Source organism: Pseudomonas mucoides, from assembly GCF_015461845.1.
Lineage (GTDB): Bacteria > Pseudomonadota > Gammaproteobacteria > Pseudomonadales > Pseudomonadaceae > Aquipseudomonas > Aquipseudomonas mucoides.
Genome location: NZ_JACOPW010000002.1, coordinates 162,115 through 178,392 on the forward strand (window position 1 = coordinate 162,115; position 16,278 = coordinate 178,392).

Below are 16,278 nucleotides of genomic sequence, written 5' to 3' on the forward strand. Positions count from 1 at the left end.
GCCGCTGCCTCGATCAACCGAGGAGAACGGGCTTTCCGGTCAAGTAACAAAATGGTGGGGCATCCTTATGGTGCGTCTTTGTGCAACGTTACTGTTTTGCCTGCTCAGCAGCCTGAATTCAGTGCACGCCGCGCCTGCGCCACATCCTCACTGGAGCGTCGGCTTCCATGAGATGAGTTTTCTCGACCCTCTCGATTTGCAACCGATGCACGCCATCGCGTTCTATCCCTCCAGTGACCGCGAACACACCAGCAGAATCGAGGGCTACACGGTCGAAGCCGGTGAAGACATCCCGGTGGCTATCGGCCGTTTCCCGATGCTGATGCTGTCCCATGGCAACACCGGAACCCCGTTGGCCCTGCATGACCTCGCCACCTCGCTGGCGCGCAAGGGTTTTGTGGTGGTGGCGGTGATCCATCCCGGCGACAACTCCAAAGACCACAGCCGTCTTGGTACGTTGAGCAATCTTTACGGACGCCCGATCCAGATTTCCGAAGCCATTACCGCCACCCTGGGCGATCGCATGCTTGCGCCGTTCGTCAATGCCAATCAGGTCGGGGTCATCGGCTATTCGGCGGGCGGTGAGACGGCGTTGATCCTGTCGGGTGCCACGCCTGATCTGGATCGTCTGCGTCGTTATTGCGAGGAACGCCCGGACGACCGCGATGCTTGCAACACTAAGGGTGAATTGATTGTGGATCGTGACGATCTTCAACCCGTGGCCGACCCGCGTGTGCGTGCCTTGCTGTTGATGGCGCCGTTGAGTTTGAAGTTCGGCCGTCACACCCTGTCCGAGGTGCATGTGCCGGTGCTGCTTTATAGCGGCGACGGCGACAAACTGGTCGCATTCGACAAGAACGCCGCTGCACTCGCGCGTAAGTTGCCAATTGCCCCTGATTTCAAATTGCTGGCGGGAGCCGGGCACTTCGTGTTCATGGCGCCGTGCAACGAAGAGCAGATCGCCGCCATGCCGGCGCTGTGTACCGACGCCGACGGTGTCGACCGCGAGGGCATCCATCGCGACATGATTTCCGAGGCCGGGCGATTCTTCTCTCGCACCCTGGGCATCGCCACCCGCGCAGGCCTGCAAACCGCAGATCAGTGAAGCACAACCCTTGTAGCCGCTGGCTAGGCCATTGCGCGGCGTTTGAGTAGCAGGGTCAACGCCAATCCGGTCACCGACAACAACGCCGCGCTAAAGAAAATCCACGTGTACCCCAGGTTCAACGCCACTGCGCCCATTAATGGTCCGGCGATGGCCAGTGCCAGATCAAAAAACACCGCATAAGCACTCAACCCCGCGCCACGACTGGAATTGGGCACCTGTTTGATCGCTTCAACCCCCAGCGCCGGATAAACCAGCGACAAGCCAAAACCGGTCAGGCCCGCGCCGATCAGCGCATAACCCGTCGAAGGCGCCAGCCACAACAGCACCAGACCCACGGTTTCAATGCTCATACAGGCAATGGCCGAGGTGAATCCGCCGAAACGGCTGATGCTGGAGATGAACAACAGCCGGGCCAAAATGAAGCAGGCACCGAACACGGTGAGGCAATACGCGGCACCGGCCCAGCCACGGCTGACGTAATACAGGGTAATAAAGGTAGTCAACGTGCCATACCCGATGGACGCCAGGCTCAGGCTCGCCCCAAATGGAGCGATTCGCCCGAACACCGCCCAAAAGGGCAGCCGCTCGCCACGAATCACCGGCACTGAGGGTTTGTTGCGGATCAGCAGCAGCGCGGCAAGCGCCAACAGCGACAGCGCGATCCCCAGACTGGCAAAACCATACTCGGCGACCATCACCACCCCCAATGGTGCGCCGATGGCGATGGCGCCGTAAGACGCGATGCCGTTCCAGGAGATGGAACGGGCGGTGTGCTCGGCGCCGACCTGGCCCATGCACCAACTGATGGTGCCGACGCCGATCAGTCCCTGGGCGATCCCGAGCAGCAAGCGACCGGCGATCAGGATCAATAGACTCAGCAAGGGCATGCTCTGCAGCAACGTCGACATCAGCGTCAACACGCCGCTCAGCACAATCCCCGACAACCCGTAGACAATCGCCCGCTTGGTGCCAATGCTGTCCGACATGCGCCCGGCCATCGGCCGGCTTAGCAGGGTGGCCAGGTATTGCGAACCAATGGTCAGCCCCGCGATGATCGCACTGAAGCCCAGTTGCTCATGAACATAGCCTGGCAACACCGCAATCGGCAGGCCGATGCAGAGGAAGGCAATAAAGGTATAAAAAACGATGGAGACGATCTGCAGGGTGATCGCTAGGGAGCTTTGCGGGGGCTGTTGCTGCGCAGACATGTGGGCTCGTTCGCGGGCGGCGGTGGGAGAGCTGCATCATGGCGTGGGCTGGGAATAAAAGGAAGCAGGCTAACTATATTCTCCACACAGAGCGTGGGAACGATCACCACTTGGCCCTGAAATGCAAAAAGCCCCGTCACATGGACAGGGCTTTTACTTGCCGCTTGCAGCTTGAAACTAATCGCTGCTCTTAAAACACCACACCCTGGCTACGCAGGTAATCGTCATAAGTACCGCTGAAGTCGATCACGCCACTAGGGCTCAACTCGATGATGCGGGTCGCCAACGACGATACGAACTCACGGTCGTGGCTGACGAAGATCAGCGTGCCCGGGTAGTTCTCCAGCGCCAGGTTCAGCGCCTCGATGGATTCCATGTCCAAGTGGTTGGTCGGTTCGTCCATGATCAGCACGTTCGGCTTTTGCAGGATCAGCTTGCCGAACAGCATGCGACCTTGCTCACCACCGGAGATGACCTTGACCGACTTGAGGATCTCGTCGTTGGAGAACAGCATGCGACCGAGGGTGCCGCGAACGATTTGCTCGCCGCCCTGAGTCCACTGACCCATCCAGTCGAACAGGTTGCAGTCGTCTTCGAAGTCGTGCGCGTGGTCCTGAGCGTAGTAGCCCAGTTCCGCTGCGTCGGTCCACTTCACCGTACCGGCATCCGGGGTCAGTTCGTTGACCAGGGTGCGCAGCAGGGTGGTTTTACCGATACCGTTCGGGCCGATGATCGCCACGCGCTCGCCGGCTTCAACCTGGAAGCTGAAATCCTTGAACAGGGTCTTGCCGTCGAAGCCTTTGGCCATGCGCTCGACGATGACCGCCTGACGGTGCAGCTTCTTGGTTTGTTCGAAACGGATGAACGGGCTCACACGGCTCGAAGGCTTGACCTCGGCCAGTTGGATCTTGTCGATCGCCTTGGCGCGGGAGGTCGCTTGCTTGGCTTTCGAGGCGTTGGCCGAGAAGCGGCTGACGAACGATTGCAGCTCGGAAATCTGCGCCTTCTTCTTGGCGTTGTCCGACAGCAGTTGCTCGCGGGACTGGGTCGCCACGGTCATGTACTCGTCGTAGTTGCCCGGGAACAGACGCAGTTCGCCGTAATCCAGGTCAGCCATGTGGGTGCACACGCTGTTCAGGAAGTGACGGTCGTGAGAGATGATGATCATCAGGCTGGAGCGCTGGGTCAGAATGTTTTCCAGCCAGCGGATGGTGTTGATGTCCAGGTGGTTGGTCGGTTCGTCGAGCAACAGCACTTCAGGATCGGAGAACAGCGCCTGCGCCAGCAATACGCGCAGTTTCCAGCCTGGGGAAACTTCGCTCATCGGGCCAAAGTGCTGCTCGATGCCGATACCCAGGCCCAGCAACAGCTCGCCGGCACGGGATTCGGCGGTGTAGCCGTCCATTTCGGCGAATTCGGTTTCCAGCTCGGCCACGGCCATGCCGTCTTCTTCGGTCATTTCCGGCAGCGAGTAGATGCGATCGCGCTCGGCCTTGACCTTCCACAGCTCTTCGTGACCCATGATCACGGTATCGATCACGGTGAATTCTTCGTAGGCGAACTGGTCCTGGCGCAATTTACCCAGACGCACGTTCGGCTCGAGCATGACCTGGCCGCCGGATGGCTCGAGGTCGCCACCGAGGATTTTCATGAAAGTCGACTTGCCGCAACCGTTGGCGCCGATCAGGCCGTAGCGGTTGCCCGCGCCGAACTTGACCGAAACGTTTTCGAATAGCGGCTTGGCGCCGAACTGCATCGTGATGTTAGCTGTAGAGATCAAAGGTTTTTCCTGCGAAGCATTCAGAGTAGCTAGGGTTGCGGCAGTACCGATTCAGTACCCGTTTCCGGTATTCAAACCACGGGAAATGCATCCCGGTCAGAAGCGGAAGGTCCATCTGGCAATAAGTGGACAGCAGCATATGGAGCGCTTGGCCCGAGTCGAAGTGCGCTGAGACGGGGTTCATTCCCGTCATCAACCAAGGGGGGCGCGTAATGTTTGGCGGCGATTGTACTGGTCTGGCTCTCTAAACGATAGGGCGTTGAGACCGCTTGGGCGCATTGACAGTACCAGCGGACAGATTTTCACATTTGCAAGCTAACTATTTGTTACAGAGAGTGGCTAAAATGCGATTTTTCACCCGATGCCGACAGCCGGCGCAGGCTCAAGGACGCGCTACCGGGTTCGCTGTCTGGTTTTCAGACGCTGCACAAGACCCTTGGCCAATGGGTTGGCCGGGAAGGCAGTTTGTTCACTTCAGACGTGTGACGATTTCTGTGAAACTGATCATCGCCCTTGTTTACATAGTTTCCATTGCGTACGTCCACCTGCGCGGTCGCGTGCGCCACAAACTGGGGCGCCAGTTGAGTGATCACTCTTCGTTTCTGGCGCCGCTCAATTGCTTCCTTTATCTGTTCTCGAAAATTCCGGGCAAGCCTTATCTCAATCCGGCGGATTTCCCAGACCTGAGCCCGTTGCAGGCGCATTGGCAAGAAATTCGTGCTGAAGGCCAAAACCTGCTGAAGGCGGGGGAGATCAAGCGCGCGGATCAGTACAACGACGTTGGCTTCAACTCGTTCTTCAAGACCGGGTGGAAGCGGTTTTACCTGAAGTGGTACGGCGACAGTCATCCTTCGGCAATGAAACTCTGCCCGCGTACCACGGAGCTGGTCCAGGGCATCGGCTCGATCAAGGCCGCGATGTTCGCCGAACTGCCGCCGGGTTCGAAACTGGTCCGTCACCGTGACCCTTATGCCGGTTCTTACCGTTATCACCTGGGGCTGGAGACGCCGAACGATGCCGGTTGCTACATCAATGTCGATGGCGAGAAGTACCACTGGCGCGACGGCGAAGCGGTGATGTTCGACGAAACATTCATTCATTACGCCGAGAACACCACGCAACAGAACCGGATCATTCTGTTCTGTGACGTCGAGCGTCCGATGAAGTATGGCTGGGCGGCGGCGTTTAATGGGTGGTTCAGCCGTAACGTGATGTCGGCGGCCGGGGCGCCGAATGATGAGGGCGACAGGACAGGGGGGATTAACCGTCTGTTCACCAGAATCTACAAGATTCGTTTGCGGGGCAAAGCGCTGAAGAAGCGTAATCGCAGGCGTTATTACCTGGAAAAGTGGGCGATCTTTGGCGGGTTGCTGGCGGTGTTTGTGCTGATCTGAGTTTAGTGGTGTGGCGGATTAAGCCATCCCGAGCAGGCTCACTCCTGCGTTTGATCTGTGGCGTGCACAAATCAACTGTGGGAGCGAGCTTGCTCGCGATAGGGCCATAACAAACACCACAACATTCGAAACTAACCACGCGAACGCTTCGTGGCTTTTTTCTGCGCCGCCGGCTTGGCCTTCCCGGCACCTTTACTTCCCAGGCTACGTTTAAGCAACTCAGTCAAATCAATCACATCCGCCGTTTTGCGCTCCTCTTCACCCGTCGCCGTCTCGACATCCTCGATCTTGCCTTCATTGGCCTTTTTCTCGACCAGCGCCATGATCTTGTCTTCGAAACTGTCGCGGTAGTCTTCGGGTTTCCAGTCTGCACTCATGTCCTGCACCAGGCGCTTGGCCATATCCAGTTCACCCTTGGCCAGTTCGGGTTTGGTCACTTCGCTGCCCAGTTCAAGGGTATCGAGGCTGCGCACTTCCGCGGGCCAACGCAACATCACCAGCACCATCGCCGACTCCAGCGGCATCAAGGCCGCCAAGTGCTGGCGCGTGTGCAACACCACGTGGGCCAGGGCGACTTTGTTGGTTTTGCTTAGCGTTTCCCGCAACAACGCGTACACCTTGCCGCCGCGTTTATCCGGGGCGAGGTAGTACGGCGTATCGATGTTTTGCAAGGGGATCTGTTCACTGTCGACAAAAGAAAAGATGTCGATGGTTTGCGTGGACAGCGGGTGCGCCGACTTGATTTCCTCTTCAGTGAGGACCACGTACCGGCCCTTTTCATACTGCACGCCTTTGACAATATGCTCCTTGGTGACTTCCTTGCCGGTGACCTTGTTCACGCGTTTGTACCCGACCGGCTCCATGCTGCGGCTGTCCAGCCAATCGAAATCCACCCCTTGGGAAGACGTCGCCGAGACCAGCGCCACAGGGATATGCACCAGCCCGAAACTGATTGCGCCTTTCCAGATTGCCCGTGCCATGGTCGTCTTCTCGCGAGTGATGATCAGGTGACCCGTGGCCTGAGGCAAAAGTTTCAGCCGCTTGAGGAGCCCGGCCGGGCGGCGTGGTCGTCTTGTGTTACATCTTGTGAAGGAGGTTTTAGTTAACAAAACCGAACCCCGGGCGTAGCGTGCTATCGAAGACCCTATCCACGTCGAGAGGCTCGCCCCATGAACAGATATGTACTCGGCTGCTGCACCGTGCTGGCGCTGAGTGGTTTGCTGAGCGGCATGGCCCAGGCTTCGCCACCCTCAGCATGGCTGCTGGCCCAAAGCCCAACGGGAGCCTCGAGCAACCCTTACAACAGCCCGATTCGTCGCGCCAACCCGAACAGCATGCAAGGCTCTCAATCCAGCGCCCCGGCCATTCGCGGGCCCAACACCATGCCGGTTCCACGCCCACCGACGCTGGATAACGGCGGCATCGGCAACCGCTATCCGCAAAGCCAGCCGGCCCCCGCTAGCCCACCGAAATTCATTCCCAATCCACCTCAGCGAGATACAGGCACTAGCAACCGTTGAGCCGGAACGACAAAAGGAAGCGTGCATGTTGCGTAAAACCCTCCTGGCCACCCTGTGTGCCAGCGCATTGATCACCGCTGCTGCGCCCGTTTTCGCGGCATCGACTCAGGAACTGGACAGCGAACAGGGCACCCTCGAAGTCACCACGATCACCAAGGGGCTTGAACATCCCTGGTCGGTCGCCTTCCTGCCGGATCGCAAGGGCATGCTGGTCACCGAACGGCCCGGCAACCTGCGCGTCGTCAGCGTCGACGGCAAACTCTTCGGCCCGATCGATGGGGTGCCGAAGGTCTGGGCCAAGGGGCAGGGCGGCTTGCTGGATGTGGTGCTGTCCCCTGACTTCCGGCAGGACCGCACGGTTTATCTGTCGTATGCCGAAGGGGGCGGCGCGGGTGACAAGGCAGGCACGGCGGTCGGTCGCGGGCAATTATCTGAAGACCTGAAAACCCTCAAGGACTTCAAAGTGATCTTCCGCCAGGAGCCGAAGCTCTCTGTCGGCAACCATTTCGGCTCGCGCCTGGTGTTCGATCGTGACGGGTATCTGTTCATCACTCTCGGCGAAAACAATGACCGGCCAACCGCTCAGGACCTCGACAAGCTGCAAGGCAAAGTCGTGCGGATCTACCCGGACGGCAAGGTGCCGGACGACAACCCCTTTGTCGGTCAGGCCGGCGTACGCCCGGAAATCTGGTCTTATGGCCAACGAAACCCGCAAGGCGCGGCGCTCAATCCGTGGACCGGGGTTCTCTGGGAGAACGAACACGGGCCACAAGGCGGTGATGAGCTGAACATCATCGAACGCGGCAAGAATTACGGCTGGCCACTGGCAACCCACGGCATCAACTATTCCGGCGATCCGATCCCGGAAGCCAAGGGCAAGACCGCCGAAGGCACCGTGGCGCCGCACCATGTCTGGGAAAAGTCCCCGGGACTGAGCGGGATGGCGTTCTACGATGGGGATCGCTTCAAGGCCTGGCAGCACAATGCGTTTATCGGTGCGCTGGTGAGCCAGGAGTTGATTCGCTTGCAGTTCGATGGCGATAAAGTGGTTCACGAAGAGCGCTTGCTCGGTGAGCTCAAGGCGCGGATTCGCGATGTGCGGCAAGGCCCGGACGGGTACTTGTATGTATTGACCGATGAAGACGACGGCGCGCTGTACAAGGTTGGCCTGAAATAACCCCAATCGCCGCGCGGCCCTGTAGCCGCTGGCGAAGCCTGCGGCTACAGGGAGGATTGCGCGTTGGGATAGAGAATCACCGCCGCCCGCAACTTGCCCCGGCCAAAGCTGCTCATCTTCTCGAACTCCCCATGGCTCACCGGCAGATGCTGGCAATCCATAGGCTGGCGATGCTGGCTATGGTCGACATCCGGATCATGCAGATAAACAAACTCCTCATCGCAGTCAGTGACGATGACCCAATGCGGTGATTTGGAGCGGGTCAGCCGATAGCTGCTGATCAACACCAGCGGCTGGCCACCGTCATTCAGCAATCGTGGCAAGTCCAGCAGGCCGCCGATCACCTGTTTCACATCGGTGGCCTGCAACTGCACGGTGAACTCTTCGTGCACCAGGCGCATGACGTCTTTTTTATGCTCGTTACGCACCCCATCGAGAAACAACGGCCCCGTCATGCTCAGTTGCAGACGCACGCCAAATCCACGATTCCAGGCGGCCAACGCCAGGCCTTGCGGGCTGCATCCTCCGTGACCCGAGGTCATGAACACCGTCGTCGCCTCGCGCCAGATCTGCAGCTCTTCGCGGCGTTCCAGTTTCCGGTCTTTTTGCAGTGCGCCCATGGCCATTAGCAGGCAGGCCGGGCCGCAGGTGAAATCGGTGGTCTGCGGGTAATACGGCACTTTGATGTTTCTTGAGTCTCGGTGCTGGAGAATGCGTTTCTCCAGACGCAACGCATCGGCGTGGTCCTGGTAATAGTCATGAATCAGCGCAAAACGCCGGTAACCGTTGCACTCATAAAGGGCAATCGCCGCCGGATTGTCCATGCGCACCTCCAGCCGAACGTAGGCACAGTCGTGTTGCAGCGCACAGGCTTCGATGCGTTGCAGCAGCTGCTTGCCCAATCCGCTGCCACGCGCTTCGGCGGCAATCGCAATCGAATAGAGACGGGCCAGCGACGTGCCCCGATGAAACAACACCACCGCGTAGCCGACCAGATGCTCGTCGCGCTCAGCCACCAGCAACTGCCCATGGGCCCGAGTGATCATCCATTGAAAGCTGCGACTGGTGAGCCGGTCCGTGGTGAAACATTGCTGTTCAAGTGCCAATAACGCAGGTAAGTCTTCAACTACTGCCAAGCGAAAGACAAGGTTCATATGACCGCCGTAAAAGTTGCGTAACGAAACGGGACTTTCGAAAAAGTTCGTGCTTAATAGGAAAGGTCTTGTTCTCCAACGGATCAATCACTATGTCAGCGGTACAAGGTCATTGGCGCGAAGTATCCGAGCAAACTTCGCCGGCGGCAACTTTTTTAAATACAGCAGTCAGCACTTCTAGCCAGTTGATTATCATTGTCGAACGCAAGGAAGACTGGGCCTCCTACTTTCCCAGTGAAGACATCGTCACCGCCCAGGAATACCTCGAAAAGGCCCACGACAACGGGCAAGGCAAACGGGTCCAGGTGATTAACCTGTGCCGCAGCTACAAGTACCTGGGGCACGGTTATTACTGCTCGCTGCTCGCTGCTGGCGGAAGCGCGGGGGCACAAGGTCATTCCGTCGGTGCGGACCATCAGCGAGCTGACCAAAAAGTCCTTGTATGGGTTGTCATTGGATGATTTGGAAAAGCCGCTGGAAAAAGCCCTTACGCATCATCTTTACAGCGACACCGAAGGCTTTACCCTGACCCTGTATTTCGGCAAGAGCAATATCGAACCCTTGCAGGACTTGGCGCGGCAGTTATTCGAAGTATTCCCCTGTCCGATCTTGTTAGTTGAGTTTCGTCGAACTAACGGTTGGCACATTGAAGGCATCAAGTCCGGTGCGCTGCATAAGTTGCGAGAAGATCAGGAAGATCAATTCGCCCACTCACTGGACAGTTTCAGTCGCAAGATCTGGCGAATGCCACGCTCGCGACGTCTGGCCCGTTATGACCTGGCCATCCTCCACGATCCCCAAGAAGCATTGCCCCCATCCAACCCCAAGGCGCTGGATAATTTCATACGCGTCGGCAAGACCTTGGGCATCGATGTAGAGCTGATCGAGCGCAAAGACTACGCACGCATCGCCGAGTACGACGGCCTGCTGATCCGCGAGACCACCAGCGTCGATAACCACACCTACCGTTTTGCCAAGAAAGCCGAGAGCGAAGGGCTGGTCGTGATGGACGATCCGGCGTCGATCCTGCGCTGCACCAACAAGGTCTACCTGACCGACCTGCTCAAGAGCCATCAGCTCGGCATGCCGGCCACCGAAATTCTCTACAAGGAGCGACCGGAAGACTTCGAACGGGTCGGCGAGCGCCTGGGCTTTCCATTGGTACTGAAAATCCCCGACGGTTGTTTCTCTCGGGGCGTGATCAAGGTTGAAAGCCAACAGGCGTTGCTGGAAGCCACCGCCGAACTGTTCGAACATTCGGTGCTGTTGCTGGCGCAGGAGTTCTTCTACACCGAGTACGACTGGCGCATCGGCGTACTGAATCGCAAACCGATCTTTGCCTGCCAATACTTCATGTCCAAGGGCCATTGGCAAATCTACAACCACAAGGCCAAGGGACAGGACATCAACGGCGAATGCCGCACACTGGCCGTCCACGAAGCCCCGCGAGCGGTGGTGGAACTGGCGGTGAAAACTGCCAACCTGATTGGCGACGGACTGTACGGCGTCGACCTCAAACAGTCCGGCGACAAAGTGGTGGTGATCGAGGTCAACGACAACCCGAACATGGACGCCGGCATCGAAGACGCCTATCTGCAAGACGATTTGTATTCGTTGGTGCTGGAAGAGTTCGTCCGCCGGCTCGAGCTCAAGCGTCGCGGCCAGGCCTGGTGATCGCTCGATGATCAAGAGCTTTCAACTTTCCCACGGCGTCCTGCAATCAGTCGAACGGCTGGATGCCGAAGTGATGCTGTTCAGCAACCCGGACGCCGCCGAGCGCGATCTGCTGCACAGCCATTTCAAACTCGATGAACACGCGCTGGCTTCGGCCCTCGACCCGGACGAGGTGTCGCGCATCGAGTTTCATCCCGACAATCTGTTCCTGATCTGGAAGCGCCCGGAAAACTATTCCGGCGCCGACAGTCTGGCGTTTGAAGTGTCGTCCTGTGGGTTGTTGTTTTGCGAGCACCGGTTGCTGGTGATCGCCACCGACGACTCACCGCTGCACGGGCTCGGCACCCGGCAGCGGTTGAACACGCCGCTGGATGTCTTGCTTGACCTGCTGTTCAACAACATCCATCACTATTTGGGTCACCTGAAGGTGATCAAACTGGTTGCCCGGGAGTTGCAGCAAAAATTCAACGCCTCGATGCAGAACCAGCACCTGATCCAGATGTTCAACCTCAGCGAGAGCCTCATCTATTACATCAACGCGATTCACAGCAACGGCGCGGTCCTGACGCGACTGCGCAATCACGCGGCCAAGGAACACTTCAGCGCCGAAGCCGTCAGCCTGATCGACGACCTGATCATCGAAAACAACCAGTGCTACAAACAGGCGGAAATCTACTCCACGGTGTTCTCCGGGCTGATCGACGCCCGGGGCAACCTGATGAACAACAGCATGAACAACCTGCTACGCAAACTGACGCTGATCAACGTGGTGTTTCTGCCGTTGAACCTGATCGCCAGCATTGGCGGCATGTCCGAGTTCAGCATGATGACCGCGGGCACGCCGTGGTGGGTGTCGTATCCGTTGTTTCTGAGCGCGATGATGCTGGGGGCGGGGGTGATGGTGTTGGGGCTCAGGCGGTTGGCTAAGTGAATGGGGTGGCAGATCAACCGCTATCGCGAGCAGGCTCGCTCCTGCACTGGATCTTCATCTGGCACAGATTGTGTGTATGACAAGAATCATCTGTAGGCGTGAGCCTGCTCGCGCTAGCTATCTTCAAACTGATGACAGTTGACCATTGACTTGCCATCCGCCCACGGCTAATTTCCAGCCATGACTTCCACCGTATTGCGCTGCCAGCCAAGCATTATTACCGCCATTCCTTATCTGGCGGGCTAGCTCACGACTGCAGCACCCAACCCGCCCTAGAGGCGGGTTTTTACTTTCTGTCTCCAGGGCCCCGAACACAGCCAGGAGACGACCATGACCAGCACGCTCGCCCAGCAGACCTTGCTTGAGCATTACGTAAAAAAGATCCTCGCCGCGCCGGTGTATGAACTGGCGGTGCGCACGCCGTTGCAAGCGGCGCCGGCGCTCTCCGAGGCGTTGGGTAATCAGGTGCTGCTCAAGCGCGAGGACCTGCAACCGACCTTTTCCTTCAAGATTCGCGGTGCCTACAACAAGTTGGTGCAGCTTAGTGATGAGCAAAAGGCACGCGGCGTGATCACCGCGTCAGCAGGCAATCATGCCCAAGGCGTGGCGCTGGCGGCGAAAACCTTGGGGATTGTCGCGACCATCGTCATGCCGCTTACTACGCCGGAACTGAAAGTGCTCGGGGTTCGAAGTCGCGGGGCGGAGGCGGTGCTGTACGGCGAGAGTTTTCCGTTCGCCCTCGACTATGCGCTGAACCTGGCCGAACAAACCGGTCGCACCTTTGTATCGCCCTTCGACGACCCGGACGTGATTGCCGGGCAGGGCACCGTGGCGATGGAGATCCTGCGTCAGCATCAAGGCCCGATCGACGCGATCTTTGTGCCGGTAGGCGGTGGAGGTTTGATTGCCGGTATCGCCGCATACGTCAAATACCTGCGACCTGAAGTGCGCATCATCGGCGTCGAGTCAGAACATTCGGCGTGTTTGGCGGCAGCGCTGCAGGCGCACGAACGGGTTGTGCTGCCGAGCGTCGGCACTTTCGCCGATGGCGTGGCGGTGGCGCAGATCGGCGCTTATGGCTTCGAAGTGTGCCGGTTTTGCGTCGATGACGTGTTGACGGTCAGCAATGACGAACTGTGCGCCGCGATCAAGAACATCTACGACGATACCCGCTCGATCACCGAACCGTCGGGTGCGCTGGCCGTGGCCGGAATCAAAAAGTATGTCGCGCAAACCGGTGCCCGTGGCCAGACACTGGTGGCCATCGACTCGGGGGCCAACATCAACTTTGACAGTTTGCGCCACGTGGCCGAGCGCGCCGCCATCAGCGGCGTCCCAGCGTGAGGCAGGAAGGGGTTACTCCTGAACGGCTTTCTCGACCTTGCTCGACGCTGACCAGATCCGGTAGCGCACTTCGATGTCTTTTGGCACGTACAGCACGATCGGCAGCTTGCTGTTGTAACGCAGCAAGAAGCCGTCGCCGACCACCGGTACGAAGTCTTTTTTACTCTTGCTATCCGGGCAGGCCATCAGCGTGCTCATCGGGCCGATGACTTTATCCAGTCGGTAGAACGGGTAGCCCCAACCCTCGAGGTTTTTCTCCTCAAGCATCCCACCCAGACGCTGGCGATTGCAGTCCACGGTCAGGGTTTTACCGGCGAGGATTTCGACTTGAAAGTCGTCTTCTTTCGTTTGCGGGGCAAGATGAATGACCTGGCGGGTAAAACCGCTTTCAGGCTTGGGGAAAGGGGCGACGGTTTCGAGCGTTGCAGCATTGGCGATGGTCGACAGCCCGGCAACCATTAGTCCGACAGTCGTAGTAAAGGTCAAAGAACCCATGATGCCTCCTTGCGTGTATTCAATTCGTGGCGCCATTCTTACTGTGCTCAGGCCCCAATGCAAACCCGGCGCTGTCAGACCGTAATTTGCAACGCCTTTCACGTCCCTTCATGCAAATTGCACGGTGGTTTCATTAAGTCTTGCGGCTAAATCATTGATTTGCCGATGAACTGCACGGCGAAATTCAAGGCATGTTTTATGCTTCAGTTGTTCTTAATCTGGCCGGGACTGCACACGAGCCAGCGTCGATTGTTGATTGGCTGTCTCACAAAGGAGGGGTCGCCATGTTTCTTTCTGCCTTGGAACTTCGCAACATCATCGAAAACAGGTTTTTGCCCAAGCGTTGCGAATGCACGCTGTCCCCGGATTTGTTGATGACGATAAAAGTGTACGCGGACGATCAGACCGATCGGCTGGATCTGCACGTGACCGGGATTGATGCCTCGGCGCTCAATGGTTGTCGGGAAATCAACGAATTAATCGACGAGCTGCGCGCCCGGCAACATCCTGAGGTCATTTCTCCACGCCGGGCGACAAGGGCGCTTTAACGCACCGTTTCGAGTTCCACCGACAGGCGCCGGGTCTGAAGAAAACCCAGGCCTAGCGCCAGCTCCACCAGGACCGCCAGCAAAATACCCGGCCCGGTATGGCCGTTGAGCCATTCGCCGAAACCCAGTGCCGCCAGACCGAAACAGCCGACCATAAAGCCGCTGCTTAATGCGCTTCGGATGACCGAGGGTGGCTCGTTTCGAACCCAATAAAAAATCAACCCCAACGCCGCGAACACCACCGCGATGCGTCGCGAAACAACGCCTGTCGCCGAGGAGTATTCAATACCCCAAATCGCCAGCAGCCAATCCGGCATCAAACCCCAGACCAGCGCCAGCACCAGACACAGGGCGGCGGTGAATATCGATAACGTACGAAACGAAAACTGCATAGCGAATCCTTGCGGCAGTGAGGGAGGCGCTAAAGCATAACGCCAGAACCCTCACAGTAAAACCGCTTGGTTTCGAATCAGACCTTTCCGTCAGTTTTGCAAACTGCACGCGTCGGAAAGTTTCCTGTAGCTGATTTCTTCAGGTTTGCCCGACGTATCGATGTACTTCATGTCGGCGGTAATCACTTTGCATTCATTGGTCGTCGGCTCTGTCAGCGCCACAACTTTATCCACGTTGAGCGGCATCCCATAGTGATAAGGCACAGGTTTGGAAGAGGTGTCATTGGCCTGGGCAAGCCCGGCAAACGCGGTGCAGGCGAGGGCGGAGGCAAGGAGCAGCATGCGAGTGTTCATGTGACGATCTCCAGTGCGGACGGAAAATCAGTTCGACGATCAACGTCAAACCTGCCGCACTGGGCATCAGAGGAGTCTGAGGGCGTGCGGTCCAGTGAAGTTTTGGACCGCGGGGTTAAGCAATGGTTAACCCGCCTGAACGCCGCCTGTCGCGAGGGGCGGTGTCTGACGGATGTTTCGTTAGGAAAGTGGTTACGGAGTCCTCGGCTGGGTCCTACAGCGCTAGACGCCTTATCGACTTTCGCCTGCTGGGGGGAGCGATTACTGTTTGGGCTCGCTGCAAAATCAGCGATCGGGTTTGGTCACCTGATGCCATCACACATATGTGTGCCATCATTCGCGCTGCGGACATCCAAGTCCTCGTAGTGTGTTGCAATGGCGGCTGTGTGCTGGACGCCCTCGGGCGAACCGATTTGATGGTATCGGTTGACCAAGCCTGTACACAGCCGCCTCCCATCGTTTGGTCACGGTGCTGGCGTTACTTATTAACCATCGAGTAATTACTATGCCAACGTTCAAACCGTTTCCAGATCGCTATCGTCCACTCAACAGCGGCGTTACCGATTCGAGTCCTTTGCTGATCGACACCGAAGCCAACCCCCAAGACATATTCGAAGCCGGGTTACAGCGCGTACGAGCCTCTACCCAGCTACTTGAAACGCTTCATTGCCTATGTTTCAAGCACAGCGATGTTCAAGATATTCCGCACATTACTCACGCGCTCTACTTGCTGACCCAGGACGGGTTTGACCTGTTAGCGGTTGCGCAGCAGCGGATGATGGGGTGGAAGGCGCCGGTCTGACGCTGTCTCACATTGAACAGGCCGATCTCTTAGGAGGCTTGGCCTGTTTAGGAAAAAAAGGCGCTCTGAATCCAGTGGCCGAAAGAAGTTAGATACACGAGATATCCTCTCGCTTCTACAAAGTAGAAGTGAAACTCAGTACCCAAGCTTGTCTGGGTAAAATGACAGTGGCGGATGTGTGCTTTTCCACTTCTCCGCAAATATCTTAGCTTCCGCAATTTGTTCAGGATTCATTTTTGCCGCGATTTCAGGCAAAACCACGTCTACATATGTTTTAACATTCCCGCCACCATCAAATTCTGAGACTAGTGATGTCAGTGCGTACCCTTTAACAAAATCGAGTGGGACGTCGTAAAGTGATGGCGCGTGTGCCAAGTAAGCTTCATAGGGATTTCCA

At 57.7% G+C, this 16,278-nt stretch carries 14 protein-coding genes and 2 pseudogenes; 9 read left to right on the top strand and 7 right to left on the bottom strand.

Going from position 1 to position 16,278, the window contains the following annotated elements; translation table 11 throughout:
• Window positions 1-67: 67 nt before the first annotated feature.
• The gene (locus H8F22_RS09405; protein ID WP_027923534.1) at window positions 68-1,105 is read left to right on the top strand and encodes an alpha/beta hydrolase family protein; all 1,038 of its coding nucleotides are present in this window, start codon (window positions 68-70) and stop codon (window positions 1,103-1,105) included.
• Between the two features lie 23 nt (window positions 1,106-1,128).
• Here H8F22_RS09405 and H8F22_RS09410 read toward each other — a convergent pair whose 3' ends face one another.
• Together H8F22_RS09410 and H8F22_RS09415 are read right to left on the bottom strand one after the other, a co-directional pair.
• Window positions 1,129-2,316 carry an MFS transporter gene (locus tag H8F22_RS09410; RefSeq protein WP_027923535.1) on the bottom strand — a complete coding sequence of 396 codons (1,188 nt, stop codon included), beginning with the start codon at window positions 2,314-2,316 and terminating at the stop codon, window positions 1,129-1,131.
• Between the two features lie 190 nt (window positions 2,317-2,506).
• On the bottom strand, window positions 2,507-4,096 hold the full coding sequence (locus H8F22_RS09415) for an ABC-F family ATPase (RefSeq protein ID WP_080943075.1): 1,590 nt from the start codon (window positions 4,094-4,096) through the stop codon (window positions 2,507-2,509).
• Window positions 4,097-4,590: 494 nt separating this feature from the next.
• On the opposite strand from H8F22_RS09415, the gene lpxO reads away from it, so the two are divergent.
• Window positions 4,591-5,490: a lipid A hydroxylase LpxO gene (gene lpxO / locus H8F22_RS09420; RefSeq protein ID WP_194940007.1), complete on the top strand. Its 900-nt coding sequence runs from the start codon at window positions 4,591-4,593 to the stop codon at window positions 5,488-5,490.
• A gap of 131 nt (window positions 5,491-5,621) precedes the next feature.
• On the opposite strand, the gene ku is transcribed toward lpxO, so the two are convergent.
• Complete coding sequence (gene ku / locus H8F22_RS09425) at window positions 5,622-6,470, bottom strand: non-homologous end joining protein Ku (RefSeq protein WP_194940008.1); 849 nt, start codon at window positions 6,468-6,470, stop codon at window positions 5,622-5,624.
• 189 nt (window positions 6,471-6,659) lie between these two features.
• Between ku and H8F22_RS09430 the strand changes: the two genes are divergently transcribed.
• Both H8F22_RS09430 and H8F22_RS09435 read left to right on the top strand, forming a co-directional pair.
• Complete coding sequence (locus H8F22_RS09430) at window positions 6,660-7,010, top strand: hypothetical protein (RefSeq protein ID WP_059183009.1); 351 nt, start codon at window positions 6,660-6,662, stop codon at window positions 7,008-7,010.
• Between the two features lie 25 nt (window positions 7,011-7,035).
• Entirely contained in the window at window positions 7,036-8,187 is a 1,152-nt protein-coding gene (locus tag H8F22_RS09435; RefSeq protein ID WP_194940009.1) for a PQQ-dependent sugar dehydrogenase, read from the top strand.
• A gap of 44 nt (window positions 8,188-8,231) precedes the next feature.
• On the opposite strand, the gene H8F22_RS09440 is transcribed toward H8F22_RS09435, so the two are convergent.
• Window positions 8,232-9,341 (bottom strand): GNAT family N-acetyltransferase/peptidase C39 family protein, encoded by a 1,110-nt coding sequence (locus tag H8F22_RS09440; protein ID WP_059183008.1) that lies wholly within the window; start codon window positions 9,339-9,341, stop codon window positions 8,232-8,234.
• A 92-nt stretch (window positions 9,342-9,433) separates the two neighbouring features.
• Between H8F22_RS09440 and H8F22_RS09445 the strand changes: the two are divergent.
• The 3 genes and pseudogenes from H8F22_RS09445 to ilvA form a co-directional block, all read left to right on the top strand.
• Window positions 9,434-11,015, top strand: a pseudogene (locus tag H8F22_RS09445) (RimK family protein).
• 7 nt (window positions 11,016-11,022) lie between these two features.
• Window positions 11,023-11,946, top strand: a complete 924-nt coding sequence (locus tag H8F22_RS09450; RefSeq protein ID WP_194940010.1) for a magnesium transporter CorA family protein — start codon at window positions 11,023-11,025, stop codon at window positions 11,944-11,946.
• Between the two features lie 330 nt (window positions 11,947-12,276).
• Window positions 12,277-13,272, top strand: a pseudogene (gene ilvA / locus H8F22_RS09455) (threonine ammonia-lyase, biosynthetic); the annotation flags it as partial.
• Window positions 13,273-13,302: 30 nt separating this feature from the next.
• Here ilvA and eco read toward each other — a convergent pair.
• Complete coding sequence (eco, locus tag H8F22_RS09460; RefSeq protein ID WP_027923544.1) at window positions 13,303-13,785, bottom strand: serine protease inhibitor ecotin; 483 nt, start codon at window positions 13,783-13,785, stop codon at window positions 13,303-13,305.
• Window positions 13,786-14,069: 284 nt separating this feature from the next.
• On the opposite strand from eco, the gene H8F22_RS09465 reads away from it, so the two are divergent.
• A complete protein-coding gene (locus tag H8F22_RS09465) occupies window positions 14,070-14,333 on the top strand; it encodes a DUF1652 domain-containing protein (protein ID WP_194940012.1) in 264 nt (87 codons plus the stop codon).
• Here the strand turns inward: H8F22_RS09465 and H8F22_RS09470 are convergent.
• The gene (locus H8F22_RS09470; protein ID WP_027923546.1) at window positions 14,330-14,725 is read right to left on the bottom strand and encodes a hypothetical protein; all 396 of its coding nucleotides are present in this window, start codon (window positions 14,723-14,725) and stop codon (window positions 14,330-14,332) included. The two genes, H8F22_RS09465 and H8F22_RS09470, sit on opposite strands and share 4 nt — an antisense overlap.
• Window positions 14,726-14,815: 90 nt before the next feature.
• Window positions 14,816-15,079 carry a DUF2790 domain-containing protein gene (locus tag H8F22_RS09475; RefSeq protein WP_027923547.1) on the bottom strand — a complete coding sequence of 88 codons (264 nt, stop codon included), beginning with the start codon at window positions 15,077-15,079 and terminating at the stop codon, window positions 14,816-14,818.
• A gap of 505 nt (window positions 15,080-15,584) precedes the next feature.
• On the opposite strand from H8F22_RS09475, the gene H8F22_RS09480 reads away from it, so the two are divergent.
• Entirely contained in the window at window positions 15,585-15,881 is a 297-nt protein-coding gene (locus H8F22_RS09480) for a hypothetical protein (protein ID WP_027923548.1), read from the top strand.
• The last annotated feature ends 397 nt before the right edge of the window (window positions 15,882-16,278 follow it).